Source organism: Hwanghaeella sp. 1Z406 (genome assembly GCF_048892425.1).
In the GTDB taxonomy this organism is placed as follows: Bacteria; Pseudomonadota; Alphaproteobacteria; order UBA8366; family Aestuariispiraceae; genus Pacificispira.
Genome location: NZ_JBLZHU010000001.1, coordinates 255,091 through 281,301, shown reverse-complemented (window position 1 = coordinate 281,301; position 26,211 = coordinate 255,091). Strand labels below are relative to the sequence as shown.

The window sequence follows — 26,211 nt, the reverse complement described above, 5'->3', positions numbered from 1 at the left end:
GGTTCCACAAAAGAACAGGACCTCAGATTTCCTGAGGCCCTGTACCAACTCCCACCCTTAACGAGATATGACTTTAGCTGGCCATGCTGGGCGCTGTGCTGGCAGGTGTCGCAACTTTCGGGGTCTTCGAGGTTTTGCGCATGTCCTTACGGATATGTTTTGTGCTGTAGCCGTTGAAGATGTGCCCCAGCAAACCGCGATTGAGATCCGATGTCCCGAAGAACCAATCCGCAATCGGGAAGGTCAGGTTCATATTCCGCTCCATCATTAAGGATTGATCATGATGGGCGGTATGGTGGCGGCGGATCGTGTTCACGAAGGGCATGTTGCGCACGAAGGAGTTTTCCTCCACATGGCAGCAGAAATGCATGAATTCATAGGTCAGATACATGCCGGTCGTCGTGCACATTGTCAGCCAGCCCACGGTCGGGGAAATCAGCCAGCCAAGTACCAACGCGCCTGGGATGGTTGCCAGAATGAATGTTACCAGCGCGTAGGGCGGGAAAAATGTAACACGCCAGTCTCGCTGATCGGCGAAGCGCATTTCATTTTCCGTGAAGAACTGGTGATGCATCAGGGTGTGGCGCGTATAGATCGCCCGCAGGCCGATGATGTTCAGCGGCCGGTGCATAACATGGCGGTGCAGGAACCATTCAAACAGATTGCATAACAGGAACACGACCGGCACGGTCAACCATTCCCACCACAACGGCGACTGCATATTGCTGATGTAAATGTACAGGGCCGCGATGCCGATCGTATAGATCACGGCGACATGCAAGAAACCATTGTACCATCCGGCAATACGATCCCGGTACTCACCACGATACTTGCGCTGGCGGTCCGACATGGGAGACGTTTGAAGTTCCATTGCTCTCTCCTTTAGATGCTCTGCGCGATGCCCGATGAGATAATCAGGTTCGCCCCTTCATCTGATATATCAGTTGCACATCATATATTCAATGGTAAACGCATATGACATCACATCTGTTCGCGCTGTTGTGTCGCAAAGATTGAGGTATAGCCCCCGCTCCAATCCGGCGGAACGATGTAATCGCCATCCTCATGATGCGCCCAACGCGCCTGTTGGCCGCGAATAATCGCCTGCTCATAGCGCGATGGCAGCGGTTGCGAGGTATAGGGCAGTGAATCCGCTGCGGATACGACATTCAGCAGAAGGGGTCGCCCCCGCCCGGTCAGGTTCGGTTTGGACCCATGCACCGTGCGATAATTATGGAATGTCACGGACCCGGCTGGACCGTGCAGATAGCGGACATTATCGACATCCAGCTTACCCAGATCCTTGTCCTGAATGTCGCCGGTCCAGTGCCCGTCTTCTGTATAGTGATCATAGATCGGGCCTTTGTGACTGCCCGGCAGGATGGCCAGCGGCCCCTGATCCATATCGCAGTCGTTCAGATACAGGCCACAGGTCAACACACTGGTATTGGTGTGGGGAAAGAAGGGGGCATCCTGATGCCATTTCACCTCTGCCCCACCCTTGGCCCATTTGAAATTCAGTTTGGACTGATAGAATTTCACATTCGGACCCAGCAGATCTTCAAACGCATCCCCAATCTTGGAATCTGTCAGGAATTGCCAGAACACCTCATCCTGATCGCACGGGCTGGAAACACGACGCAAGCGCGGCTCTTCTGCGGTATGATCACGCTCCAGATCAAAGATTGAACCGCTTTTGGTTTCTGCGCGGCTCAACTCGATCTGCCGATCAATCGCTGCGCGTAGTTTTGCCAGCCATTCCGTACCAATCAAGGCGGGAACCACGACCGCGCCATCATTGAAATATTCGTCGCGTTGCGCCTGACTCAATACTTTGGCCGGACGGCTCATTATGTCTTCTTTGCGCATCGTCCCATCACCTCATCAGTTAGTTAAAGCCGAGAAGCTGCTTAGGCAGCCACAGCGTGATTTGGGGGAAAGTCATGACAATCGCCAGGGTTATGCCCTGTATGACCAGGAATGGCACAACGCCCTTATACATATCCTTCAGCGTAATCTCCGGCGGCGCGATGCCCCGCAGGTAGAAGATCGCCGGTGCCATAGGCGGGGATAGATAACTGGATTGGATCATGACCAGAATCAGCATGCAGAACCACACTGGATCGAAATATCCGCCATAGCCGGTCGCGGCCCAGCTTTCCCGAATGAACGGGATGAACAGAGGCACAAAGATCAGCAGGATCGAAATCCATTCCAGGAAGAAACCGGCAATAAAAACCAGGGCCAGGAACAGAAATAACAATCCCCATGGACCCAGATTTACCGCTTCAATCAGCTCGCGCATGATACTCATGCCGCCAGATCCAACAAAAACCCCGGTAAAGATGCTGCCGCCCAACAGGATCAACATGATCATCGCCGTCACGGTCAGGGTTTTTACAATGGCTTCTTTAAAGGTCTGCCAGGTGCATTTGCCATATAGAACCGTCAACAGGAACGCACCCAATGCGCCTAGGGCGGATGCTTCCGTTGGCGCAGCCCATCCCATCATGATGGAGCCCAGTACAGCGAAAATCATCGCAACCGGCGGCACCAGAGCCTTTGCCGTGATGATTAGTTTTTCGGCAAGCGGCAATTCGACTTCACCAGGTGCCAGAGTCCGGCGCGGGCCCGCTTCAGGCTTCAATATGCACAGGCCCAGAATGTAGACGATGTACAGGAAGGATAACAGTAAGCCGGGGAAGATCATCCCGACCATCAGGTCGCCAATGGATACATCGGCAATGGGACCCAGAACGACGACCACGACGGAGGGGGGAATAATTGTTCCCAAGGATCCGCCTGCACAAATCGTCCCGGAAATCAGGGACTTGTTGTATTTGTACCGCATCATCGCTGGGATCGCCAACAAACCGACCACGGTTTCCGTGGCCCCGACCACACCGGTCGATGCGGCGAAGATGATGCACATGATGATCGTCCCGATCGCCAGACCGCCTGGCAGTCGCCTTGTCCACAAATGGACGGCGCTGAACAGATTTTCGGCAATACCAGACCGTTCCAGCATAGCCCCCATAAAGACAAACATAGGAACTGCAGCCAGCACGAAATTACTGGCTATATCCTCAATCTTCTGGGTGTACAGAAAGAACGACGCCTCACCAAAGGCAAACAAGCCAAAGACAAAGGCAACCCCCATCAAGGCGAAGGCGACCGGCACGCCCATAAAAATCAAAAACAGCAATGCCGGGAACATCAAAAGGGCTTCCATTGCCTTATCTCTCCACGTCAGAATAGGGTCGATTGAGCAGGGTCAGCAGGCTTTTCAGGCATTCTGCGATGACTTGCAGTGCCAACAGGGTAAAGCCACAGGACAACAGCACGCGAAACGGCCAGATCGGCGGATTCCATGCAGAATTACCGGACCGCTCTCCACTGGCGAAGGCCGCCAATGCGTAATGCCAAAGCGCATCGTTCAACAAAACGAGGAAAGGAAGAAACAGCGCCACATAGAAAGCCAGGTTCACAAGCGCCCGCGACTTTAAGGACAGTCGATCATATAGGATATCAATTCGAACATGGCTGTCGCGCGCCAAGGTGATCGCTGCGCCAATCAGAAAATGCGTACCGGTGATCATGTACCCCAGTTCATAGGCCCAGATCGTCGGCGCGCCAAAAACATAGCGGGCGAAGACCTCATAAGTCGCGGTCAGCACCAGCGGAATAATGGTCAATGAGATCAAAAAGCCTGTCCGTGTTGTCAGGCTTTCGATCAGGCGAATGATTGAGTGCATCATAGCCCTCTTTGTAAAAAGATACCTAAGAAGGATTCGGTCGAGAGGCCTGTTGCACCTCTCGACCGAACTTATTCACAGTGCTATTCGCTGATAACGTTGCGATAGCGGTTGGCATCTTTCCAAAGGTCTGCGAAGGCTGCCTGATCATCCAAAACTCGTTTGAACCAGGCATTTTCCGCCGCGATTTTATTTGCCCAATCGATCCCCGCATTATGCGCGGCAATCTGGGTTTCTGCATCCAATTCAATGATTTCATTGCCCTGGGCCCGATAGAAGGCCAAGGCTTTGGCATCTTCCTGACCAATCGTCAGCCAGGAATTCATCGTTGTATCAAACGCAGCATCCCTGATCAGCTTCTGGTCCGCTTCGGACAAGGATGCCCAGGTCTCGCTGTTGATCACCAGTTCAAACGGGGCGGTCGGCTGATGCACACCCGGAATGATCACATATTTCGTGACACGGTGGAAACCAGGAGAAATGTCTTCCCACAAAGTGCCCCATTCCGTTGCATCGATTGCGCCGCGTTCCAGGGATGCATAAACGTCACCACCCGGCATCGTGACCGGAGCAGCCCCCATGCTTTGTGAGATTTCCAACCAGGCACCGGCCGTACGCAATTTCAGGCCCTGCAAGTCAGCCAGGGATTTCACAGGCTTGCGGGAATGCAGGAACACTTCCGCAGTCCGGATGAACAAAGGCATTGAAACAAGGTTGAATTTTTCCTTGCGCCATTCCGCCTGCAGTTCAGCACCACCGGCACGATACAGCCAATGCAGCATCCGTTCCGTGTCGAAGCTGCCGGCATAACCGCCGAACAACACAGCCGTCGGATCCGCGCCCCAGTCATATCCTGCCCAGGTGTGACCCATTTCCGCCACACCACTGCTGACTGTTTCTGAAACCTTCAGACCCGGGCCAAGCGTCCCGGCGGCAAACACTTCAACTTCAATCCGGCCATTCGATGCTTCTTTGACACGATCCGCGAAAGCCTTCGCGCCGATTTCCATCAATGGCCCACCGGCCCAACCGGTCGCCATCTTGAATTTATGCTCCTGCGCGAAAGCCGTGGTCGCCGCAAAGGACATCCCAAAAACTGCCGCACACAGGGTCGATACGACCCCAATCTTTTTCAGGTTAAACATAGCAATCCTCCCACTCTTCCTTGGGGCCCCGCTTGGCCACCTTGTTGATGAAATCTGGTGACTTTTTGTCACCTTATTGCGCGGTTGTTATTTCAGTGCCACCTGGTCCGACACGGCGTCTTTAATATCGCCTTCCGTCATGACCCATTCATTGGCAAAATTCGCGACCACCCTTTTCATCAGGGTGTCACAGACCTTCAGGGCCAGCGCGTCATCACCAAAAACATCTGCTGCCAGCGCCAGGGCCAGTTGTGTCGGGGCTGTTCCTTCATATCCCCATTCAAACCCCAATTCGCTGAGCGTTTTCAGATCAAATCTGGGGTCAAGGGGCGCGCCATCCACCATGACTTGAACGCCATCTATGGTGCGGTCTCCGGTATAAGTTTTCACAGTCGTTTCCCCTGGTCGTCCGCAGGTTTATCCCTGCGGTTTTCAATGTTGTTTACGCTTCTCAATCAAGGTCTGGAATTCCTCCAGCACGCCATCGGCGACCGAATAGCTGTGATCGTCATCGGGGAACTGGCTTTCCTTAACCTCCCGCACATATTCTTTCAGACCCGCAACAGCGACATCGGTCAGATTGGCGTATCGTTTTGTGAATTTGGGTTTGAAGTCGGTAAAGACGCCCAGTAAATCGTAGCTGAGGAGAATTTGACCGTCGGTGCCAACACCGGCCCCGATCCCAATTGTGGGGATTTCCAACTGTTCAGAGATCAGCTTGGCAATCGGCGCGGGAACGGCTTCGAATTCCAGCATGAAACATCCGGCATCCTGAATGGCCAGGGCATCTTCCAGAATCACCATGGCGGTTTCCGCCGTGCGCCCCTGAATTTTGAACCCGCCAAACATGGCGATCGTGTGGGGCGTCAATCCGATATGGGATGCAGTGGGAATACCTGATTCCACCAACGCCTTCAGGATATGTGCTTGCGACTTACCGCCCTGGGGTTTGACCGCATCACAGCCTGCATCCTGCATGAAGCGGGTCGCATTCATCAGCGCCCGATCCACCGTGTTATAGCTTTGATAGGGCATACAGCCCAATGTGAAAGTATTTGGAGCCCCGCGCCGCACGGCAGCGGCATGCATCACCATCATGTCCATCGTCGCGGGGATTGTGCTGGGATATCCATGGGCGACCATCGCCAGGCTGTCACCAACCACACAAACATCGACACCAGCAGCCTCTGCCCAGCGCGCCGACGTATAGTCTGGCACAGATGTGTAGACCATTTTCTCGCCACTGGTTTTGGAATCTCGTATCTCCCCGATGGTCCGCTTCTTTTTTTCTTCGGCGGTCATCAAACTCTCCCTTTTCACAAACACGCAACTGATATATCTGTAATATCTGTAAGGGATATTGAAACAGCTGGTCAAGTAGTGATTTCACCAAAGTCCAACGAATTCACGGAAAGGACGCCCGAGCCGTGTTTGTGCAATTCCTTCCCGGTCTGATTACTCTGTTTGGCACGGTGGCCCTGTTGACGGCAGGCATCATTCTGTTGGCCGGGTTTCTGCCAATGGATATGTCAAAGAGGGATGGTGCCAGCATCGCAATGACCTTGCTGGTCTGTGCGACAGGCGTAGCGATTGCGGTCTGTGCCGTTTCTCTGATTGTGTGGTGCATAGACAGCCTGCCCGTCAGTTGGGCTATTGTCGCCGCCGGGCTGGGACTGTTAACCGGCCCTTTGGTGTTTCAAATACTCCCGAACCCGTTGCGCAATCAACCAATGGGGTTGATCTGTACAATGGGCGTAAGTCTGATAACAGGTTTCCTGCTACACGGGACCATCCCGGTATGATAGAAACAGAGCAAAAGAATTAGGAGGATTATTCATGCCAGTTCCCTTTAAAATTCTACTGACCGTCTTGGTCGCGCTAGTCGCAGCCACCGCCCATTTCTGGCAAATGGATATCGGGAATGTTGTGCCTGCCTGGGTAGTGCTGGGTCTGGGCGCCTTCATGATTTTTGCACTGTGGCTTTTTCCGGAAACCAAACGCCGCAGCCCTACCAGTCGCAAGTGAGCTCATCGGAACTAGGAATAGATGTATTCCATTGCCGCATGTCAGGGACTCCGCAATACTGAGCGAACGACAGTTTGATCACGCGATTGAACTGCACAGATTGCAGGACGGGTTTTAGATGGATCGTGGTTTGGAGCGCAAAGAAGGGGTACCTGTAAAGGCAGAGGCACGCCTTAGTCTGACAGAACAGGCCTATCGCCAGATAGAAGAGCGAATCGTGACGTTGCGCCTGGAGCCTGGTGAGGTTTTGTCCGAAGCATCGCTGTCGCTTGAACTGGGAATTGGCCGCACCCCGATCCGGGAGGCGCTGCAACGGCTGGCCCGGGAAGGATTGGTCAATATTCTGCCCCGTCGTGGCATTCTTGTATCTGATATCAATGTGCGTAACCAGTTGGAGTTGCTGGCCGTTCGGCGCGAAGTGGAACGACTGATGGCGCGTCTTTGCGCTGTTCGTGCCAGTCAGGAAGAGAAAAACGCCTTTCTGACATTGGCCGCGAACCTGGAAGAAACGTCGCACACTGCCGATGACGTTGAGTTCATGCGCCTGGATCGTCGCATGAATGGCATGATCTCCCGTGTCTGCAGAAACGACTATGCGCGCAGTGCCATGGGCCTGATGCACGGACTGTCGCGCCGATTCTGGTATCAACACTACAAGCAGGTGTTGGACCTGTCGCTATGCGCACGCCTTCATGCGGCGGTAGCCAAAGCCATTGGCAATGGCGATTCCAGCGGTGCGGCAGCGGCATCCGACACCCTGATCAATTACATCGAGAAATTCACCCGGGCGACCCTGGATCAATCGAATATCAACTGATCCTTCGTGAACAATCGACGATTCCCTTGCGCGTTGACCGACCAATTGAGGAGGCGTAAGTCTGCACTCCCTTCCCTTGGCATCGCAACGGAGCTCCCATGACCGACACCCCCACTTTCGTTTCCCATCTGGAATGTTCCATGACTGGAAAAACCTATCCGGCAGATACGGTGCAAGGCCTGTCAGAAGCTGGGCGGCCCTTGCTGGTTCGCTATGATCTGGATGCGCTGGCGAAAGCCGTGACCAAGGAAGACATCGCCAAGCGCACGGATGGCTTTTACCGCTATCGCGAGTTTCTGCCGATACGCCGGGATGAAAATGTTGTCAGCCTGGGCGAGGTTGTGACGCCCCTAATTCCCCTGCCCCATACAGCAAAGCGCCTGAATGCGACGTCGATTATCGTGAAGGATGAGGGACGCCTGCCAACCGGATCCTTTAAAGCACGGGGCCTGGCGCTGGCGGTTTCCATGGCAAAGGAATTGGGCCTGACCCATTTGGCCATGCCAACCAATGGAAATGCAGGGGCGGCGATGGCGGCCTATGCCACCCAGGCCGGAATTCGCAGCACTGTTTTCTGTCCCGCCGATACGCCGGAAGTCAATGTCTCTGAAATAGAACTGCAGGGGGCGACTGTTTATCGCGTCAACGGGCTGATCAACGATTGCGGCAAGATTGTTGGCGAAGGCAAAGGCCCGGTCGGCTGGTTCGACCTATCCACGTTAAAGGAACCCTATCGAATTGAAGGCAAGAAGACGATGGGGCTGGAACTTGCCGAGCAAATGGGCTGGCAAGTACCCGATATTATCTTTTATCCGACAGGCGGAGGCACCGGTCTGATTGGGATGTGGAAGGCGTTTCAGGAGCTGGAAGCAATTGGCTGGCTGGGCCAGAAGAAGCCCAGAATGGTAGCCGTTCAGGCAACAGGCTGCGCACCAATCGTAAAAGCCTATGAGGCAGGCGAGGAGCACGCCCCCCTGTGGCAGGATGCCCATACATACGCGGCGGGCATTCGTGTCCCCATCGCCGTCGGCGACTTCCTGATCCTGCGGGCCGTGCGCGAAAGCGGTGGCTTTGCCATTGCTGTAGAGGACGAGGCCATTGCAGAGTCTCTGGACGAAGTGGGCAAACAAGATGGCCTGCTGTTATGTCCGGAAGGGGCGGCCACGATGGCGGCCTATAAACAAGCCCTGGCAAGCGGCCTTGTGGATCGTGATGAACGGGCCCTATTGTTCAACTGTGCAACGGGGTTGAAATATCCCCTTCCCAAAATTGACCGCGCCCTGGACCGACACCAGCCCATCGATTACACGCAGTTCTAGGGTGTGGACTCAATTGATCCAGCATTTGATAGCGAAGAGATGTAACATGTTTCGGAAGTTGTTTCCGTGTTTCTCAAACCGCGTTGGCAGTCTTCGCATATCCTTCATCTTGCAGAAGAAGCGCTCAACGATGTTGCGCATGGCATAGATGTTCTTGTCATGGGGGACTGGAGTTTGGGCATTGCTTTTCGATGGGATCACCGCCAATGCGCCTTCGTCTGCGATTTGACGTCGTATTTTGGCGCTGCCATAGGCTTTGTCCGCGACGATGGCGAGAGGTGGTTTCGTCCAGTTTAAAAAGGCATCCATGACCTGGCTGTCATGGACGTGTCCGCCGGTGATCTCCAGCCTGTGCGGGCGACCCTTGGCGTCTACGGCCACGTGAACTTTGCTTGTGCGACCGCCGCGTGAGCGTCCAATACCTTCTGCCAGTTCCCCCTTTTTGAGCCTGACGCAGCGCGATGGGCTTTAACGATGGACGCATCAATGAAGAGGAAACTATCCTCGACCTCTTCGGCCAAGGCATTAAATATGCCTTTCCAGACACCCCGTTCGCCCCACCGCACATAGCGATTGTAGACCGTCGTTCGAGGCCCATAGCGCTCTGGCAAATCCCGCCAAGGCGCACCGGTCCGCAAAATATAGAATATCCCGTTGAGAACCCGACGATCATCCTGCCGACGCGGACCACGGACATTTTTTGGCAATAAAGGCGCAATAACCGCCCACTCTTCATCACTCAAATCAAATCGACCTATCATTCCCTCCTGTGTTACAGAAGGTGAATCATGATTTGCTAAGTCTCATCAATACCTTGAATTGGGTTCACACCCTAAAAGAATGGGTTTTCGACAAACTCAGTCTCACTTGCCTTCACCTTACCTATATTATTCACATAGTAGTGAATTTTCTGATCGGATCTATCTGCTCCATCGAGATACAATCCGTCTAAATTTTCAATGTATTCTGCATTTTCTAATCCACCACAAAAATAAATACTTGGAGATAAGTTATATTGTCCATCCGTCACAGAAATAACAAGAATAACCTCAGAGCAACCACTTCCGCCCGTTGTGGCGGCAAAAACAAAATAAAAATTATCTTTCTTATCACGTTGTATTTTACGAACCGAAAGATCAATCGAAGTTATTTCACCAATGCTGCTTCCATTGTAAGAAAAACTATAGGTTTTATAAATACCATCACTACTTAATTCCTCAACTGCAAGGCTGTAGTCATTTAACAAAAATTTACCTGACGCACTCCCACTACTTGAAAAAAGCATCAAACAAACCATCCCAATTAGAATCTTTTTGAACATGTTTTTTCCCATTTTAGATGCATCCAAATATCAGGCATTCACAAAAGCTTTATCAAATCCACTTCCTGTCCTTAAGAGGTGGTTTGGATATAGTGTAATCAAAGACTACTTCACGTTTTACGGGCAGTCTAGAGCGCAGTTAACGTCTTTACACTAGGGCAATGACTTTGCCAGGAACATCGAGACAATCAATCCCGATTCTCGCGTCTCCCTGGTCCTTTCCCTAGGCTCCCAGCAAACTAACTGTAAACTTCTAAAGAAAGCACTGTTCAGGTTCGATGTATCGGAGTCGGATAGTCAATAATACTGGAGGTAAAGGAAGCGCAGCGCATCTGCTGAAAGAGCAGAAGGCCAGAAAAGGAGTTGTGTTTAGGGTGTGAACCCAATTCAAGGTCAGAAAATTATATTTGCAGTGGGGCCTTGTCCGCCTCTGGAAAGTCCATTTGGGGCAACCGATATCCGGGCCTCACCCCTTCTGGAGTTTTCTGTCATCATGGCGGGCAAGCTTTCCTGGTATGTCACAGCAGCGGCTGCGTCGCTGCTGACTGGCATCGTGGTTTTTGGAACCATCACTGCCCTGGTCTGGGCGATTTTCAACAATTTCACCTTTTCTGTGCCGATACTGGATATTGCAATGCTAGTCGCAGCCCTGCCCAGCGCGGCATCGATATGGTTTCTGGCCGGCGCCGCCTATCGAGTGGAACAGCGGTTGGACCCGCTTTAGAGGTTGGAACCCTGTGCCTTGTTTGCGCGATTCAATCAGATTTGCCGGGCTGTATTCTAAAACAGAAGCGCAGATTTTGCATTCCTGGCCTGCTGTTTAGCCCCCTGCTCAAACGATCACAGTTGCCGAATCATAAAATCCGGCAGTCGATGAAGACACAGCCTGTCTGCGCACTGCCCTCCTCTTTCTTAGAAAGAACCATCATGTCACCGGTGCTCATGGATTTCACGATCGCGTTGGGTTTTACTGGTTTTGCTGCCCTTATGCTGCCCTTGGCCTATGCTTTTTTTGAACGTGTCCCGGCCAACAGGGATATCAGCATCCAACTCTCACTTGTCGCCTTTGCGATCACAGTGATTCTGTCTTTTGCCCTTCTGTATTTCGTAACAGCAGCGTTTTCTGCTGAAACTGTTAGCGCCACTCTAACTGTTGCGACCCTCAGCCCAATTGCTGTGGTTCTGCTTTTAGTGGTGATCTGGAAGCTAGTGGTTCCGTTTCTTGTTCACGATACATCAAAGCGTATTGGCCTGATGCAAGCGCCAATCGGTCACCTGCCCGCCTGAGAACCAATAAGAAGCAGGCCTTCATCGAAAACCGTGCTGCGGGAGGTAACGTGATTTACCTCCCGCTTTGGCATGTCCAATTCTCATTTGAATTGCATCTCCCCTCGTTTGGCGGGTAAGAAAGATGGGGGAGGATTTTCATTGTCTGATGTTTAGATGACACAATTTTGAGGGTTGCACCGCAATGGCGCAGATAAAAAAGCCTGAAATTCAGCAAGCTATTCTTGATGCCGCAGGAAAAATGTTTCGGGAATACGGGTATCACGGTGCCTCAATGGCTCAGATTGCGAAACATTCGGGCGTTTCCAGTGCCAATATCTATGTCTATTTCGCCTCTAAGCTGGAAATCCTTTTTACCCTATTTGATCCATGGCAACGGGCCCGGCTGGAACAACTGGAAGCCGATGTCATGAAAATCAAAAACCCCCGCGAACGGTTGCGGTTTATTCTAAAGACCCTGTGGCATGAAATTCCGGGGGAAGAAAATTGCTTTGCAAATAACTTGATGCAAGCGCTGTCAACCGCCTCTCCAAAAGACAAATATTCCCGTGAATTACTGTTTTGGGCCGAACAGAAATTATCCATGCTGATCGCATCCTGCCTGCCGGAAGAACGCCGATACCTGTGCGAAAGGGGCAGCATTGCGCATATACTGTTTATGGCCTTTGACGGATTTGCCATGAATCATAAATTGAATGGTCCGTCCAAACGGATAGACCACTCCGTTGATCTGATGGTCACCATGTTGGCGGGAAGCCATCCAGATCCAATTTCCGATTAAATAGAGTATTTTCGAAAATTTCTTAAAAAAATTATTGACGCTGAATTAAAACCGAATGATAGTCGGTAATAGAAATTCAAACGATCCCGCCACCCCGTGTTGGCGACAACCAAGAGAGAGAAACCAATGCACGTTGCTTCAATCCGACCTCAGGAAATGAACCCAGCCAAAATGGCGTCACTCTTTGAACGCCAATTCAAATTGTCCAATGTAAAAAAGGGCGAAACGATCTGTTGTGTCAGTGACTTGACGACACGCCGCGAATACATCCAGGCGTCCTTTGCCGCTGCCGATACATTGGGCGCAGATGTCTATGAAATGTGTGTCAATTCGATTCCCGGCTGGACCAAGGTCGGTGTTCCAACCATTGGCCAGTGCAAGGGCACATTAGAAGCAGCCAGAGCAGCCGATATTATCGTGATCTTCCATGTGCCGCTGTTCACCAGCTGGTTGAAGGATGTGCGGGATAATGGCACCCGTGTGCTGATGATCATTGATGCGCCCGATGATCTGGAACACCTGATTGCCCCTCCGGGATTGAAAGAAGCCTGCCAATACGCAGACGACCTGTATTCAAAGACGAAATCTGTTCGGGTTACGTCAGCCGCCGGGACAGATTTGACCTTCACCCGGGGAGAGTATCCAGTTATGACGCAATGGGGTTTTGCTGACGAACCCGGCCGTTTCGATCATTGGGGCGGTGGTCATATCCACACCTTCCCGGATGAAGGGTCCGCCAATGGCACCGTTGTTTTCGCACCAGGCGACATTATCATCCTTCCCTTCTGTCGCTATGTCGTGGATGAGGTTCGCCTGGAAATCAGGGATGGCTTTATTCGCAAGATCGAAGGCGGCCTGGATGCAAAACTGATGCAGGACTGGCTGGATGATAACAAGGAAAGCCCGGACGATATGGATCCATTTGCAGTTTCGCATCTGGGCTGGGGCTTGAATCCACAGGCGCTATGGTATGGACTGGCCCTGAATGGTGACCAGCCGGAGCGTAGCCGGGCAGCGGCGCGCACTTTCCCAGGCAATTTCCTGTTTTCAACCGGACCCAACACGCAAGGGGGCGGCAATCGCAGAACGCGCGGTCATTATGATGTCCCAATGCGCGATTGCACGATCTCCTTGGATAACAAGGTCATCATTGAAAATGGTAAGATTGTTGACCCGAAGATGATTGTGGAACGCGTCAAGATCGTGTGATGTCTATACGGTTCCCAAAAGGATCAGATAATGCAGATTGAACAATCTTTTACCGTCAATGCGCCGCGATCCAGGGTCTGGACTCTGATCCGTGACCCAGAGCAGATGATCACCTGTGTACCGGGCTGCGAATCCATCGAGGAAACCGGCCCGGACACCTACAAGGCAGCGGTCGTTGTATCGGTGGGGCCTATTAAGGCACGGTTCAGCATGACCATTAAGGTAATTGAAGAAACAATAATGGAATATGTCCGGACCGAGTCAAAAGGTGAGGAAGGGTCCCGCGCCAGCGTCGTACAGGCCATCAGCGATATGCGCCTGACCGACACGCCGGAGGGGGGAACAGAAATCCACTATTCTTCAACCGTTGAGATCAGTGGCAGATTGGGTCGATATGGGTCCGGCATGATGAAAAAAATCGCCACAAAATTGGCCGCGAAATTTGAAGACTCCTTCCGTGCCATGGCTGAAAAACAGGAAGAAGTGTGCTGACGTCTATGACGAAACAAGATTTTCATAAGCCAAAGACCGTAGAAGACGCCATAGCCTTGTTAAGGGAAGCTGGCGAAGATGCCCGCCCTATTTCAGGGGGCGCCACATTGGTCGCACTGATGAATGCAAGGCTGGTTCAACCATCACGGTTGGTCAGCCTTTCTGCTATTGAAGAACTGACACAATGCACGCATCAACCCGATGGGTCGGTTCGCATTGGCGCCATGCGCCGCCATCGCCAGACCGCCTTTGAAAGTGACCTGAAGGCGGCGCATCAGGTCGTATCCTGTGCGGCATCCCAAATCGCCAACCCACCCGTGCGCAATATGGGCACAATTGGTGGATCCATTTCCTTTGCCGACCCGGCGGCGGATTATCCGCCATCCCTGGTCGCCGCAAATGCGGAAATTGAAATTGCCGGACCGGAAGGACGCCGCTGTATCCCGGCGGAGGAATTCTTTCTGGGCTGGTACGAAACCGCCCTGGAACCCGGCGAAATCGTCACCGCCGTCATCCTGCCCCCGATGCCTGCAAGCTCGATCGGTCACTATGAAAAGCTGTGCCGTGTGGCCGGTGACTTTGCCCTGGCATCCGTCGCAGTGACGATTGATTTCGATGACAACAACACCGTCTCCAGCCTGCGCCTTGCCGTTGGGGGATGTGGCGGTGGCCCGGTTCGGGTTGCAGCCGCTGAAGACACCCTGATCGGCACCGAACTGGAAACCGACGCAATCACCGCCGCTGCGGAATTGTTGGTCGCGGAATTGGATCCGGTTGATGATGTTCGCGGTAGCGCAGAATACCGGCTGAAAGTTGTTCCGCGCCTGTTACAGCGCACTTTTAATAATCTTGTTGATATCCGGGAGCCCGCGCAATGAGCCACCCCGTCACCCTGACCGTAAATGGAAAAGAAAATGAAGTGTCCTGTGGGGCGACGACCACCCTGCTGACCGTGCTGCGCGACACCCTGGCGCTGACCGGCAGCAAACGTGGCTGTAACCAGGGCGTCTGCGGCGCGTGTACTGTTCTGGTGGATGGCACCCCTGTGCGCGCCTGCCTGACCCTTGCGGTCAATACCGAAGGCCAATCAATCACCACCATCGAAGGATTGCCCGAAGGCGGCGAATTAAAACCAATCCAACAGGCCATTATCGATTCTGATGCCGTCCAATGTGGCTTCTGCACGTCGGGAATGATCCTGACCGCCCATGAATTCCTGCAGCGCAACAACAACCCATCGATTGATGATATCCGCACGGCGCTGTCTGGAAACATCTGCCGCTGCTCTGGTTATCGTAAAATTGTCGATGCTGTCGCTCTGGCGGCGTCCCGGGGAGGTGCATGATGGACGGTCTGGATTTTAACGGCGTCGGCAGCAGCCCCCATCGTCTGGAAATCATGGAAAAGGTAACCGGTGCGGCGGAATACATCGCTGATCTGTCGCGCCCGAACATGCTGCATGCGGCGATCACGCAAAGCACCGTCGCCCATGCGAAAATCCTGGGCTATGACCTAGAAGATGCGCTGTCAGTGCCAGGCGTTGTCTGCATCCTGACCGGGGAGGATTTCCCCGATGGGCGCATGGGGGCGTTCATCAAGGATGAGCACGCCATCGCCAAAGATAAAATCCGCTACTTTGGGGAACCTGTCGCCGTCGTTGCCGCCGAGACCGAGGCCATTGCCCGCGAAGCTGCAAAACGCGTCATTGTAAAATATGAAGAACTGCCTGCCATCCTGTCGCCCGAAGAAGGCCTGGCAGAGGGTGCTGCCATCATTCATGAAGAGTTGGACGATTATATCAAGGTCTTTCCGGCGATCAGTTCCGGCAACATGGCATCCTATACAGAGTTAAACGAAGGAGATCTGGAAGCAGGCTTTGCGCAAGCGGATCTGATCGTTGAAGGCACCTATGACACAGCCCCGCAGGCGCATCTGGCAATCGAACCCTGCGGCGCGCTGGCGGATATCGACAAACAGGGACGTGTGACCCTGTGGTCGGCCAATCAATCCGTCTTCCGGGTACAGGCGAATGTCTGTGAAAGCCTGAAAATGCCCATGGGCAAGCTGCGCTGTCTGACACCGCGTGTTGGCGGTGGCTTTGGCAACAAGATGGAGCCCCACATCCAGCCGCTGGTCGTACAAATGTGCCAGGCGACGAAACGCCCCGTGAAAATGATCCTGAACCGAGAGGAAGATTTTGAATGCGTGCGCGCCCGCCATCCCTTCAAGGTGCGCTGCAAGACCGGCGTGAAAAAGGACGGGACCATTGTTGCGCGCGAAGTAGAAGTGTTGCTGGATTGTGGTGCCTTTGGTGACGATAGTCCGGGCGTGCTGGGCTACAGTCTGTTGATGTGCCTTGGCCCCTATCGCATTCCCAATTCCAAGGCGCATGGCAAGCTGGTTTATACCAACAAGCTGCGGTTTGGTGCTTTCCGTGGTTTTGGCAATCCACAGGTCGCCTTTGCAGGGGAAACTCAATTGGATCAGATCGCAGAAAAGCTGGGTATGGACCCGCTGGATCTGCGCCAGAAGAACCTGATTCAGCCAGGCGATCCTTGGTTCGGTGGCGGTAAAGTGGCCTCCAACGGGCTGCAGGAATGCGTGGATAAAGCCCGTGCGGCCTCTGATTGGGACAACCGCAAATCCCGCACCGCGCCCAAGGGCAAGCGTCGTGGCACCGGTGTAGCCCTGGCCGCCCATATCTCCGGCCTGCTGGGCACGGGGGCGATCATCCGCGTGTTTGAAGACGGCAGTGTCGCGCTGAACACAGGGGCAGTGGATATCGGTCAAGGGTCCGATACCGTGCTGAGCCAGATGTGTGCCGAAGCCCTGAAAATCCCGCTGGAAAAGGTCAGCCTGGCCAGCCCGGATACGGATGGTTCCCCTTATAACTGGGGCACCACAGCCAGTCGTGTCACCTATACCACCGGTCGCGCGGTTGTCGGCGCTGCGGCGGAAGTTGAAAAACAATTGAAGGAACATGCCGCACAGATGCTGGAATGTTCAGAAATGGACCTGGAACTGCGGCCCGGCGGCATTGTCGGAGTGTCCGGGTCAGACAAGGAAGTCTCCTTCCACCAGATATCCCTGCGTGCCCATTGGGCGGCGGGTGGACCGATTGTCGGTCATCACACCTGGGTCTTCAACCAGCCGACTGTCGATCCCAAGCGGGCTGTGTGCAGCGGCATTCCCTTCCCTCAGGTCGGTGTTTTCAGCTTTGGCTGTCTGATCGTTGATACCCTGACCGACGAGGCCAGCGGCAAGACAGAAGTGGTGGAAGCCTGGTCTGCAGTCGATGTTGGCAGGGCAATCAATCCGTCTTCTGTCGAAGGCCAGATCGTGGGTGGTTTCGTCCAGGGCATGGGCTTTGCCCTGACCGAAGAAATGGTCTGGGATGGTGCCAAATTGGCCAATCCCACATTGCTGGACTACAAGGTGCCGACCGCCCTGGATACGCCCTATGACATTCATTCGATCATTGTAGAGGCTGCCGAACCGGACGGGCCATTCGGTGCCAAAGGGGCGGGTGAAATAGGACTTGTCCCTGTCCCCGCCGCCATTGCCAATGCCATTGCCGATGCCATTGGCGGCCATGTGCACAGCCTGCCCATGAAACCGGAAAAAGTTCTGAACAAGATGTTGGAAATCGAAGATGCGACCTGAAGACTATCCACCGCAGGAGCCGTTCAGCGAATTGGGCTCGCGCCATCAAAAGGAAATCGCATCCCGTATCGCTGATATCGAGGGCGAAAACTTCATCATTGGTGAAAACCCCTATCAGTCCGTTGTTGTCTATCCGGCGGACCAGCCCTCAGGCGTGGTTATCGGCCTGATGCATGGTGGCGGATGGACCAATGGCTATAAGGAATGGATGGCCCTGATGGCACCGGGGCTTAACGCACGGGGTGTTACGGTGGTTTCCATTGGCTATCGCCTGGCCCCACAACATGTCTATCCCGCGTGTTTCGATGATTGCGCGGATGCTGTCGCGTGGATGTACAAGTCCATTGCAAAATGGGGTGGCGATCCGGACCGGATTTATGTTTGTGGTCATTCTGCCGGGGGTCATCTGGCCGCCTTGCTGGCACTGAAGACCGACTGGCAAGGCGAGCGTGACCTTCCCGCCACAGTCATCAAAGGGGCGTTGCCGATTTCCGGCACATTCCAGTTCGGCCCGGAATCGGGCCTGTCGATGCGCCCCAGATTTCTGGGCGATCCAGCCGATAATGCAGAGGTGGATGCCTCCCCGCAAACGCATTTGCGCGCGGATGCACCCCCTTTTCATGTGTCGTACGGCACGAAGGATTTTCCACATCTGATCAAACAATCTGAAAAGTTCGCAACGGATTTGGAAAAATTGGGCGTCACGGTGGAAACCTTGGCGCTAAATGAATGCGATCATCTGGGCGCAAGTTATGCGGCCGGGGAACAAGACGGACAATGGGTCAAGTCCGCGGTTAAATTTATGAATTCGGGGACGTAACAGGTGCATGGCGGATATTCCGCAGGCCTGCAAATCTAAGCCAAATGGCTTAAAATGGGAGAAGAAGGAATGTTAAAAAAGATTGCACAGGGACTGGCATTGGCAGCCGCGCTGTCGCTGCCGACCGCAGCACAGGCTGCTGATACACTGAAAATTGGCTATTCCATCGCCAAAACCGGACTGTTCTCACAAGCTGCGCCGTCACAGGTCAATGCCTATGACCTGTGGGCGGAACAGGTGAATGCTGCCGGTGGGTTGGATGTCGCCGGGGTGAAGCATCCAATTGAACTGGTCTGGTATGACGATGAATCCGACCCGGTCAAATCCGCACAGATTTACGAACGCCTGATCAGCGACGACAAGGTCGATCTGCTTCTGGCGCCCTGGGGCACCCCCCATCACCTGAATATCGCGGGTGTTTTGGAACAGCATGGCTTCCCCATGGTTGGCAACACTGCAGGCTCCGTCGCCATCCGGGAAGTTGAGCCCGGCAATATCTGGTTCCCAACCGCTGTGCTGCCCGACCGGATCGGCCCTGCGCTGGTTGATATGCTGGCGGCAAATGGCGTGAAATCCGTTTCGATCATCGCCAACGTCCTGCCTTTCAGCCAGGAAAACCTGCAATTCCTGGTCCCGGCCCTGGAAGCGGCGAATATCGAAATCAAAATGAATGAAAGCTATCCGCCGGATATCAAGGACATGACCCCCCTGCTGACGCAGATGAAATCTGCCAATGCCGATGCGGTGATCGCCCTGACCTATCCGTCAGATGCTTTCCTGTATACCGGTCAGGCAAAGGAATTGGGGATCACCACACCCTATCAGTTCCTGCTGATCGGCCCGACGATTGCTGCCTATAAGGATGCTTTTGGTCCGGTTGCCGACGGGATCATCACTCTGGGCCATTGGTCACCTAAGCAAAAGGACTGGCCACGGGCACAGCCTTTCTTCGACGCCTATGTTGCAAAATATAACAGTGCACCAGATTACTTGGACTCCGCGCTGGCCTACATGTCCTGTGAAATTCTGCAACAGGCAGTGGCGAAGGCAGGACTGGACCACGACAAACTGCGTGAAGTCATTTCCAATGACACATTCGATACCATCAATGGTCCGGTGAAGTTCAAAGGCGTGGAAAACATCATCACCCCCAGCGCCTTCCTGCAGATCCAGAAGGGCGATATGGAACTTGTCTGGCCGAAATCGATTGCTACAGCCGATCTGATCAAACGCTAAGACCAGCGCGTTAAATCCCCAACGGCACATTTGTGTCGTTGGGGTCGTGCTGTTGCTTCATAGAAAGCCCCTCGATGGAGAGTCTTCTTTCAGGACAACTATTATTCGCCGCGCTTGTTCTGGGCGGGCTTTATGCGTTGATCGCCCTGGGCTTGAATCTGGTCTATGGGACGATGCGCCTTTTGAACATTGCCCATGGCGATTTGCTGATGATTGGCGGCTATGGTGCGTTCTGGTGTTTCACGCTGACCGGCATGTCCCCCCTGTTGGGCCTGCCCGTCATTGCGGCGATCACCGCCGGTCTGGGCATTGCCCTGTATTACCTGCTGTTTCGCGGCCAATTATCCTCAGGCAAGCCGATCCCGCAAATTGAAGCAAACTCCCTGTTGTTGTTTTTTGGTGTTTCTGTCGTCACCCAGAATGTGATCGCGCTGGCCTTCAGCGCGACCCCCCGGGCCTATCGCTATCTGGACGATGTCTATCAATTCGGACAGGTTGCCATGACCGGTAATCGTATCGCGGCCCTGGCGATTTCTCTGACCTGTCTGGTTGCCATCATTCTGGTTCTGAACCGCACCATGTTTGGCATGTCGATCAAGGCCCTGATCCAGAACCGGGACGCCGCACGCATTGTCGGCATCAATGTAGAACGCGTTCAGTTAACCAGCATCGCGCTTGGCTTTGGCGTGGCTGGCATCGCTGGTGGCCTGGTCAGCATGGCCGAACAGATCTCCCCCTTCATGGGCTTCCCTTTCACCATTGCCAGTTTTGTGGTGATCATCATGGGGGGGCTGGGCAATGTGTTTGGCGGCATTATTGCAGGGTTCCTGCTGGCCTTTATTGAGATTTATGCCGTTGCCCTGACCTCTGCCAATATGCGATCGATCCTTTTATACGGGATCTTCGTGGCTGTCTTGATCCTGCGCCCCCAAGGCCTTTTGGGGAAAGCCCGCCAGTCATGACCATTCCCTTTATCAGGACCAACAGCTCGCTTCCTGCTGTAAGCGCCACGCTGATCGGCGCCGCCCTGATTGTCGGCCTGGGGGTCACGATGGGGTCCTATTGGACAGTCGTTGCCCTGAACCTGTTCATGTGGATCGCGTTGACGCAAAGCTGGAGCCTGTTCAGCGGCATGACCGGCTATATCTCTCTGGGTCATGTGGTCGCCTATGGCATCGGGGCCTATCTGGTGGCAATCACCTTTAAGATGATCCCCCTGTGGCTTTCCATCCCTCTGGGCGGATTGGCCGCCGGGTTGTTTGCCCTGATTGTCGCCATCCCTGTCCTGCGGGTGCGCGGCCCCTATTTCGTGATCCTGACATTCGGCCTGGCGGAACTCGTAAAATATATCCTGCTGTACACAGAAACCACCTTCGGCAAATCCAGCCGCCTGCTGTTCGGGGCCCCGAAGACCGAAATCCTGTTATACTGGGTCGCAGCCCTGGCCGTCATCGCAACATTGATCACCTATTTCGTCGGCCGTTCCCGCTTTGGGAAGGGACTGGCGGCGGTGCGTGAAGATGAGACGGCGGCAGAAACCATTGGCGTCCCCGTCACCCGACTGAAAGTGCTGGCCTTTGCGGCATCGGCCGTCATTCCCGGCATGATCGGTGGATTGATGGCGATGCGATCCACCTATTTCGATGTGCTGCAGGTCTTCAATCCAACCATCTCCTTCTCCATTGTGACCATGGCGATCATAGGCGGGGCGGGTGATGCGCGCGGTCCGATCCTGGGGGCGCTGTTCATGCTGGGACTGGCGGAACTCCTGTGGAGCACCGCGCCACAGCTTTATTTCATCCTGCTGGGCCTGTTCCTGATCGGCTTTGTCCTGTTCGCGCCCAACGGTCTGATCGGCTTGATCAAGCGGCGCAAACAGCAAAAGGGCGCTGTGTCATGAGCCTGCTGTCGATCAAATCACTCAGCAAGAATTTCGGCGGGTTGCAGGCCTTGAACCAAATCACCCTGGATGTGGCGGAAGGCAGCGTCCATGGCCTGATGGGCGCGAATGGGGCCGGCAAGACAACCTTGTTCAGCATCATCGCCGGCAATCAGCGGGCGTCGTCTGGCGCCATCCTGTTCGCGGGCCAGACGATCAGTGGACTGCGCCCGGATCAGGTCTGTAAGCGGGGGATTTCCCGAACCTTTCAGATCGTGCGCCCCTTTGCCGGTCTGACCGTGCGCGAAAATGTTGAAATCGCCATTTTATATGGCCGCCAGGCGCCCCCAAAAGTGTCTGAAGCCGCTGCCCTGGCCCAGGACATCCTGGCCGATATCGGCCTGGACGCCGTATCGGACCAACCGGCCGGATCTCTGACTCTGTCCGGGCGTAAACGGTTGGAGGTTGCCCGCGCCCTGGGCACAGAACCGCGCCTGTTGATGCTGGACGAGGTCATGGCGGGTCTGACGCCGGTGGAAGTCACCGACATGATCGCCAGCCTGCGCCGGGTCAAGGACGGCCACGGCCTGACCATCCTGATCATCGAACATGTGATGAGCGCCCTGACCGATATGTCAGATACCATCACGGTTCTGCATCATGGGGAAAAGATCGCCCAAGGCACACCACAGCAGATTGCGGATAATGCGGCGGTCCAGGAAGCCTATTTCGGTATTGCGGAACCCCTGGAGGCACCGGTATGACCCCATCCCTTCTGGTCACCGATCTGACAGCTGGCTATGGCGAGGTGCAGGTCCTGAAGGGTGTCTCCCTGACGGCCAGGTCTCAAGGGGTCACAGCGGTCATCGGCTCCAACGGGGCGGGCAAGAGCACCCTGATGCGCCGCCTCGCCGGTCTGCTGCCCCACACAGGCGGACAGATCACCTTTGAGGGTCAGGATATCAGCACCCTGGCCAGCCACGATCTGGTGGCCCGTGGCGTCGTCCTGGTGCCGGAAGGCCGATTGATCTTCTCTGACATGACGGTTTTCGAGAATCTGACCATCGGCGCGGTCAATCCCCGCGCCAGGGCGGACCGGGACAATACGCTGGAAACCGTCTTCGACTTCTTCCCCCGCCTGAAAGAACGCCGCAGCCAGTTGGGCGGCACCCTGTCTGGCGGCGAACAGCAGATGCTCGCCCTGGGCCGGGGCCTAATGGCCAATCCAAAACTGCTGCTGCTGGACGAGCCCACATTGGGCCTGGCCCCTGGAATCGCCAAACAGATCTTCCAGATCATCCCCAGCCTGGTCAAACTGGGCCTCAGCGTCATCCTGGCCGAACAGGACGTCCACAAGACACTGGCCATCGCCGACTATGTTTATGTCCTGGAAAACGGCACCATCGGCGCAGAAGGCCTAAGCGCCGACCTGCAAAACGACCAACGCATCAAGGATGCGTATCTGGGTGCTTAGGCCGAAAAGCCGACCAACCGCATAAAATTGTAGCATTTTAGGTATGGTTATAAAGCGAGATAGGCATTTACTGAAGTAACACGTTCGGCGGCTAAATTCATAGAAACGACAATACAATCATACCCGCATACGTCTGACTCAAAGTTTAATCGGCTATTTTCGGTACTTCATATCAAAGTAAAATATAGAATCGACGGCTATACAGAAAACGACCTACAAAAATCTTCCTCATCAACCAGTTTCGACCAGAATCTTCCAATCGCAGCATGTTTATCCCAGAATTGGTCAATAGAGACAAAATGATCTAGCAATACTCCTGGGTCATGTTTGGCTTTGTTAACCTGAATACGCATAGAATCTATCTCCACCAACTCGTCTGCCAAACTTTGTACATCAAAGGCGGTTAACTGCCTCACAACGACATCGACAATCGACTCATTTTTCTTTTTCTCAAACTGACATCGTATATCTGAAAATGATAAACCATTATTAAAAAATTGATCTGAAAAGTATTCCTTTGCCTCTTTTTCCCACAAATGAAACTCTCGCACATATGCTCCTTGCACCAGTGTTTCTAGTATCGAATTCCTATTATACACCTCAAATTCAGCGAAACATGGGTCTTCTTTATAGTGTTCTAAGATTTCCCGATGGACTAATGAGGTACCATGAACTAGATACTCCAAAGCGCTTTTGCGATGCAAGGATTGCATTAGATATTTGAGCGCACTTGGCATTATGAACCCACGAACCAGCTTTAGAGCCATTGTGTCCCTATGACGCGATAATAAGTGAAGAAATTTCCGTTAGGATTCTGATTAGATTTCGGAAATGTGAGCATTGGCTGTTCTCACAATACGCCTAAAATTGAATTATGTTGTCAGTGTTGCTTCCATAACTCCTCAATTTTCTCGGTCCTACGTCTCTGACCTCCCAGTTACTTGCTAAAATGAATACCATACAATTCATTAAAACGACCAGTCGTCGCTTAGTGACACTTAAAATTATGTTAGTGTCAGAGAGTCGATTGATCTTTATCGACATAAAAGTCTTAGAAAGTATGACCACCGGCGCATAGGCCCAGCAGGTCAATGAACGCATAAAATCATAAGAATTGGGGAGAAAAATTGGAGCGGGCGAAGGGATTCGAACCCTCGACCCCAACCTTGGCAAGGTTGTGCTCTACCCCTGAGCTACGCCCGCTCCGAAGACCGTCCGCCGTCACTGGCGGGGTGGTCACGCCTTATCTCTAAGGCAGCGGTCGTATATACCCTTAGTCCCTTTCCTGGCAAGCCCGATTTCGTCAAAAATTTATCATATCTTGGAACACGCCGCTCTCTGCGGGTTTTCTAACCCTTCCGAATGGGTTAGCACAGCGCAACACTTGCACAGCGGGAGAGAGAATTGCCATGCCGAAACAGGATCACGACCTTTTTGCGCGACTCGATGACCTGGGAATCGCCCATGAGACCATCGAACATCCCGCCGTCTTTACCGTTGAGGAAAGCCAAAAGCTGCGCGGGCGGTTGACCGGTGCGCATATTAAGAACCTGTTCCTGCGCGACCGCAAAAAGCGCCTGTTCCTGTGCAGCGTGCTGGAAGACCGGGAGGTCGACCTGAAGGCCCTGCGCAAGCGGTTGGGGGCAAAGGATTCGCTGAGCTTCGGATCACCGGAGACATTGATGGAGGTGCTGGGCGTCCTTCCAGGCTCTGTGACGCCGCTGGCGGTAATCAATGATACAGACCGCCAGGTCACTGTCGTCCTGGATGAGGGAATATTCGCCCAGCCCGTCGTGAACTGTCACCCGCTGCGCAACACCGCGACCACCACAGTGGCGGTCGGTGATCTGCTGCGTTTTCTGGAGGCAGAAGGGTATCAGCCGGAGCGCATTGATTTTGGACAGGCGCTGTTTCCTGACAGCTAAGGACTTGAGGGAGACGGGCGGAACGCCTAAGTGATGGGACATCAATACGGCGAGCCGCCGAGCTACAACGAGACAATTGGAGTGATGCGTCTATGGAACCCTTAATTGGACAAGCTGATGCCCAAGCGGGCGCTGCTGCGATCATTGATGGCAGCGATGCGACCTTTCGCCAGGACGTGATGGAGCCCAGCCAGACGACCCCGGTTATAGTCGATTTCTGGGCCCCCTGGTGCGGCCCGTGCAAGCAATTGGGCCCAGCCCTGGAAAAGGCGGTCACGGCCGCTGGTGGCAAGGTCAGGCTGGTTAAAATCAATATTGATGAGAGCCCCATGATTGCCCAGCAATTGCAGGTTCAATCCATCCCTGCCGTATTTGGATTCGTCGGTGGGCGTCCGGTGGATGGCTTTGCCGGTGCACAGCCAGAAAGCGCTATCCGCGATTTCATTGCCCGCCTGTTAAAGGCAGCAGGCAATGATGACAGCCAGGATCCGATTGAGGCCGCACTGGAACAAGCGGATGCAGCCATTGAAGCCGGCGATTTCGCCATGGCTGCTGGCATCTTCGGACAGGTTCTGGAACACGACCCGGAAAATTTCAAAGTCGCGGCCAAGTTGGCACAGGCCTATATCAAATTGGGAGAGGTCGAGGCCGCCAAGGCCATTCTGGCGGAAATCCCTGTCGCAAAATCTCAAGACCCGGACGTCCTGTCAGCGCATGCTGCCTTGGAATTGGCAGATAAGGCAGCAGAGGCCCATAGCCAGTTGGCAGACCTGGAGGCCAAACTGGCCGCAGACCCGAAGGATCATCAGGCAAGACTGGATCTGGCGGAGGCACAAGCAGCCGTTGGACAGTCAGAAGAGGCCGTTGATAACCTTTTACACATTATTCAGGTCAACAAGGACTGGAATGATGGCGCGGCCCGCCTACAGTTACTGAAAGTATTTGAGGCGCTGGGACCGATGGACCCTGTCGTGCAATCTGGACGCCGTCGCCTGTCGTCATTATTGTTCAGCTGACACCATTGTATAGCTGACAACGACAGACACCAGCGCCTGAAGGCCGA

At 53.9% G+C, this 26,211-nt stretch carries 29 protein-coding genes, 1 tRNA gene and 1 pseudogene; 20 read left to right on the top strand and 11 right to left on the bottom strand.

Annotation, left to right across the window (positions count from 1 at the left end; genetic code table 11):
• Window positions 1-73 precede the first annotated feature (73 nt).
• From ACOSDR_RS01330 to panB, 7 genes are all read right to left on the bottom strand, one after another.
• On the bottom strand, window positions 74-871 hold the full coding sequence (locus ACOSDR_RS01330; RefSeq protein ID WP_420730169.1) for a sterol desaturase family protein: 798 nt from the start codon (window positions 869-871) through the stop codon (window positions 74-76).
• A gap of 110 nt (window positions 872-981) precedes the next feature.
• Window positions 982-1,851, bottom strand: coding sequence for a phytanoyl-CoA dioxygenase family protein (locus ACOSDR_RS01325; RefSeq protein ID WP_420723023.1), 870 nt, complete (start codon window positions 1,849-1,851; stop codon window positions 982-984).
• 37 nt (window positions 1,852-1,888) lie between these two features.
• The gene (locus ACOSDR_RS01320) at window positions 1,889-3,232 is read right to left on the bottom strand and encodes a TRAP transporter large permease (protein WP_420723022.1); all 1,344 of its coding nucleotides are present in this window, start codon (window positions 3,230-3,232) and stop codon (window positions 1,889-1,891) included.
• Between the two features lie 4 nt (window positions 3,233-3,236).
• A complete protein-coding gene (locus ACOSDR_RS01315) occupies window positions 3,237-3,758 on the bottom strand; it encodes a TRAP transporter small permease subunit (RefSeq protein WP_420723021.1) in 522 nt (173 codons plus the stop codon).
• Between the two features lie 80 nt (window positions 3,759-3,838).
• Entirely contained in the window at window positions 3,839-4,900 is a 1,062-nt protein-coding gene (gene dctP / locus ACOSDR_RS01310) for a TRAP transporter substrate-binding protein DctP (RefSeq protein WP_420723020.1), read from the bottom strand.
• An 87-nt stretch (window positions 4,901-4,987) separates the two neighbouring features.
• Window positions 4,988-5,290, bottom strand: a complete 303-nt coding sequence (locus tag ACOSDR_RS01305; protein ID WP_420730168.1) for a DUF6166 domain-containing protein — start codon at window positions 5,288-5,290, stop codon at window positions 4,988-4,990.
• A gap of 42 nt (window positions 5,291-5,332) precedes the next feature.
• Window positions 5,333-6,202 (bottom strand): 3-methyl-2-oxobutanoate hydroxymethyltransferase, encoded by an 870-nt coding sequence (gene panB / locus ACOSDR_RS01300; RefSeq protein ID WP_420730167.1) that lies wholly within the window; start codon window positions 6,200-6,202, stop codon window positions 5,333-5,335.
• Between the two features lie 125 nt (window positions 6,203-6,327).
• Here panB and ACOSDR_RS01295 point away from each other — a divergent pair, with 125 nt between their 5' ends.
• The 4 genes from ACOSDR_RS01295 (at window position 6,328) to ACOSDR_RS01280 (ending at window position 9,061) form a co-directional block, all read left to right on the top strand.
• The gene (locus ACOSDR_RS01295; protein ID WP_420723017.1) at window positions 6,328-6,702 is read left to right on the top strand and encodes a hypothetical protein; all 375 of its coding nucleotides are present in this window, start codon (window positions 6,328-6,330) and stop codon (window positions 6,700-6,702) included.
• A 34-nt stretch (window positions 6,703-6,736) separates the two neighbouring features.
• Window positions 6,737-6,925: a hypothetical protein gene (locus ACOSDR_RS01290; RefSeq protein ID WP_420723016.1), complete on the top strand. Its 189-nt coding sequence runs from the start codon at window positions 6,737-6,739 to the stop codon at window positions 6,923-6,925.
• A 118-nt stretch (window positions 6,926-7,043) separates the two neighbouring features.
• Window positions 7,044-7,742, top strand: coding sequence for a GntR family transcriptional regulator (locus ACOSDR_RS01285; protein WP_420730166.1), 699 nt, complete (start codon window positions 7,044-7,046; stop codon window positions 7,740-7,742).
• Window positions 7,743-7,840: 98 nt separating this feature from the next.
• Window positions 7,841-9,061 carry a threonine synthase gene (locus tag ACOSDR_RS01280; RefSeq protein ID WP_420730164.1) on the top strand — a complete coding sequence of 407 codons (1,221 nt, stop codon included), beginning with the start codon at window positions 7,841-7,843 and terminating at the stop codon, window positions 9,059-9,061.
• A gap of 9 nt (window positions 9,062-9,070) precedes the next feature.
• Here the strand turns inward: ACOSDR_RS01280 and ACOSDR_RS01275 are convergent.
• Window positions 9,071-9,822, bottom strand: a pseudogene (locus ACOSDR_RS01275) (IS5 family transposase).
• Window positions 9,823-9,893: 71 nt separating this feature from the next.
• Window positions 9,894-10,394 (bottom strand): hypothetical protein, encoded by a 501-nt coding sequence (locus ACOSDR_RS01270; RefSeq protein WP_420730163.1) that lies wholly within the window; start codon window positions 10,392-10,394, stop codon window positions 9,894-9,896.
• 481 nt (window positions 10,395-10,875) lie between these two features.
• Between ACOSDR_RS01270 and ACOSDR_RS01265 the strand changes: the two genes are divergently transcribed.
• From ACOSDR_RS01265 to ACOSDR_RS01200, 14 genes are all read left to right on the top strand, one after another.
• Window positions 10,876-11,106, top strand: coding sequence for a hypothetical protein (locus ACOSDR_RS01265; RefSeq protein WP_420730162.1), 231 nt, complete (start codon window positions 10,876-10,878; stop codon window positions 11,104-11,106).
• A gap of 149 nt (window positions 11,107-11,255) precedes the next feature.
• On the top strand, window positions 11,256-11,669 hold the full coding sequence (locus ACOSDR_RS01260) for a hypothetical protein (RefSeq protein WP_420723012.1): 414 nt from the start codon (window positions 11,256-11,258) through the stop codon (window positions 11,667-11,669).
• A gap of 184 nt (window positions 11,670-11,853) precedes the next feature.
• Window positions 11,854-12,450, top strand: coding sequence for a TetR/AcrR family transcriptional regulator (locus ACOSDR_RS01255; RefSeq protein WP_420730161.1), 597 nt, complete (start codon window positions 11,854-11,856; stop codon window positions 12,448-12,450).
• Between the two features lie 171 nt (window positions 12,451-12,621).
• Window positions 12,622-13,659, top strand: coding sequence for a hypothetical protein (locus ACOSDR_RS01250; RefSeq protein ID WP_420723010.1), 1,038 nt, complete (start codon window positions 12,622-12,624; stop codon window positions 13,657-13,659).
• A 30-nt stretch (window positions 13,660-13,689) separates the two neighbouring features.
• Window positions 13,690-14,151 carry a CoxG family protein gene (locus ACOSDR_RS01245; protein ID WP_420730160.1) on the top strand — a complete coding sequence of 154 codons (462 nt, stop codon included), beginning with the start codon at window positions 13,690-13,692 and terminating at the stop codon, window positions 14,149-14,151.
• A gap of 5 nt (window positions 14,152-14,156) precedes the next feature.
• Window positions 14,157-15,029, top strand: a complete 873-nt coding sequence (locus ACOSDR_RS01240) for an FAD binding domain-containing protein (RefSeq protein ID WP_420730159.1) — start codon at window positions 14,157-14,159, stop codon at window positions 15,027-15,029.
• Window positions 15,026-15,496: a (2Fe-2S)-binding protein gene (locus ACOSDR_RS01235; protein ID WP_420730158.1), complete on the top strand. Its 471-nt coding sequence runs from the start codon at window positions 15,026-15,028 to the stop codon at window positions 15,494-15,496. The genes ACOSDR_RS01240 and ACOSDR_RS01235 overlap by 4 nt, the downstream gene beginning before the upstream one ends.
• A complete protein-coding gene (locus tag ACOSDR_RS01230) occupies window positions 15,493-17,814 on the top strand; it encodes a xanthine dehydrogenase family protein molybdopterin-binding subunit (protein ID WP_420723006.1) in 2,322 nt (773 codons plus the stop codon). Before ACOSDR_RS01235 ends, ACOSDR_RS01230 begins: the two co-directional genes overlap by 4 nt.
• Window positions 17,804-18,634 (top strand): alpha/beta hydrolase, encoded by an 831-nt coding sequence (locus ACOSDR_RS01225; protein ID WP_420730157.1) that lies wholly within the window; start codon window positions 17,804-17,806, stop codon window positions 18,632-18,634. The genes ACOSDR_RS01230 and ACOSDR_RS01225 overlap by 11 nt, the downstream gene beginning before the upstream one ends.
• A 69-nt stretch (window positions 18,635-18,703) precedes the next feature.
• The gene (locus tag ACOSDR_RS01220; protein ID WP_420730155.1) at window positions 18,704-19,870 is read left to right on the top strand and encodes an amino acid ABC transporter substrate-binding protein; all 1,167 of its coding nucleotides are present in this window, start codon (window positions 18,704-18,706) and stop codon (window positions 19,868-19,870) included.
• Between the two features lie 74 nt (window positions 19,871-19,944).
• Window positions 19,945-20,832 (top strand): branched-chain amino acid ABC transporter permease, encoded by an 888-nt coding sequence (locus ACOSDR_RS01215; RefSeq protein ID WP_420723003.1) that lies wholly within the window; start codon window positions 19,945-19,947, stop codon window positions 20,830-20,832.
• On the top strand, window positions 20,829-21,770 hold the full coding sequence (locus tag ACOSDR_RS01210; protein ID WP_420730154.1) for a branched-chain amino acid ABC transporter permease: 942 nt from the start codon (window positions 20,829-20,831) through the stop codon (window positions 21,768-21,770). The genes ACOSDR_RS01215 and ACOSDR_RS01210 overlap by 4 nt, the downstream gene beginning before the upstream one ends.
• A complete protein-coding gene (locus ACOSDR_RS01205; RefSeq protein WP_420730153.1) occupies window positions 21,767-22,513 on the top strand; it encodes an ABC transporter ATP-binding protein in 747 nt (248 codons plus the stop codon). Before ACOSDR_RS01210 ends, ACOSDR_RS01205 begins: the two co-directional genes overlap by 4 nt.
• Window positions 22,510-23,223, top strand: coding sequence for an ABC transporter ATP-binding protein (locus ACOSDR_RS01200; protein ID WP_420730152.1), 714 nt, complete (start codon window positions 22,510-22,512; stop codon window positions 23,221-23,223). Before ACOSDR_RS01205 ends, ACOSDR_RS01200 begins: the two co-directional genes overlap by 4 nt.
• A gap of 197 nt (window positions 23,224-23,420) precedes the next feature.
• On the opposite strand, the gene ACOSDR_RS01195 is transcribed toward ACOSDR_RS01200, so the two are convergent.
• Together ACOSDR_RS01195 and ACOSDR_RS01190 are read right to left on the bottom strand one after the other, a co-directional pair.
• Entirely contained in the window at window positions 23,421-23,990 is a 570-nt protein-coding gene (locus tag ACOSDR_RS01195) for a hypothetical protein (RefSeq protein ID WP_420730151.1), read from the bottom strand.
• Window positions 23,991-24,351: 361 nt separating this feature from the next.
• A tRNA-Gly gene (locus ACOSDR_RS01190) sits at window positions 24,352-24,426 on the bottom strand.
• Between the two features lie 206 nt (window positions 24,427-24,632).
• Between ACOSDR_RS01190 and ACOSDR_RS01185 the strand changes: the two genes are divergently transcribed.
• Window positions 24,633-25,148, top strand: a complete 516-nt coding sequence (locus tag ACOSDR_RS01185) for a prolyl-tRNA synthetase associated domain-containing protein (protein WP_420722999.1) — start codon at window positions 24,633-24,635, stop codon at window positions 25,146-25,148.
• 92 nt (window positions 25,149-25,240) lie between these two features.
• Complete coding sequence (locus ACOSDR_RS01180; RefSeq protein ID WP_420722998.1) at window positions 25,241-26,164, top strand: tetratricopeptide repeat protein; 924 nt, start codon at window positions 25,241-25,243, stop codon at window positions 26,162-26,164.
• Window positions 26,165-26,211 lie beyond the last annotated feature (47 nt).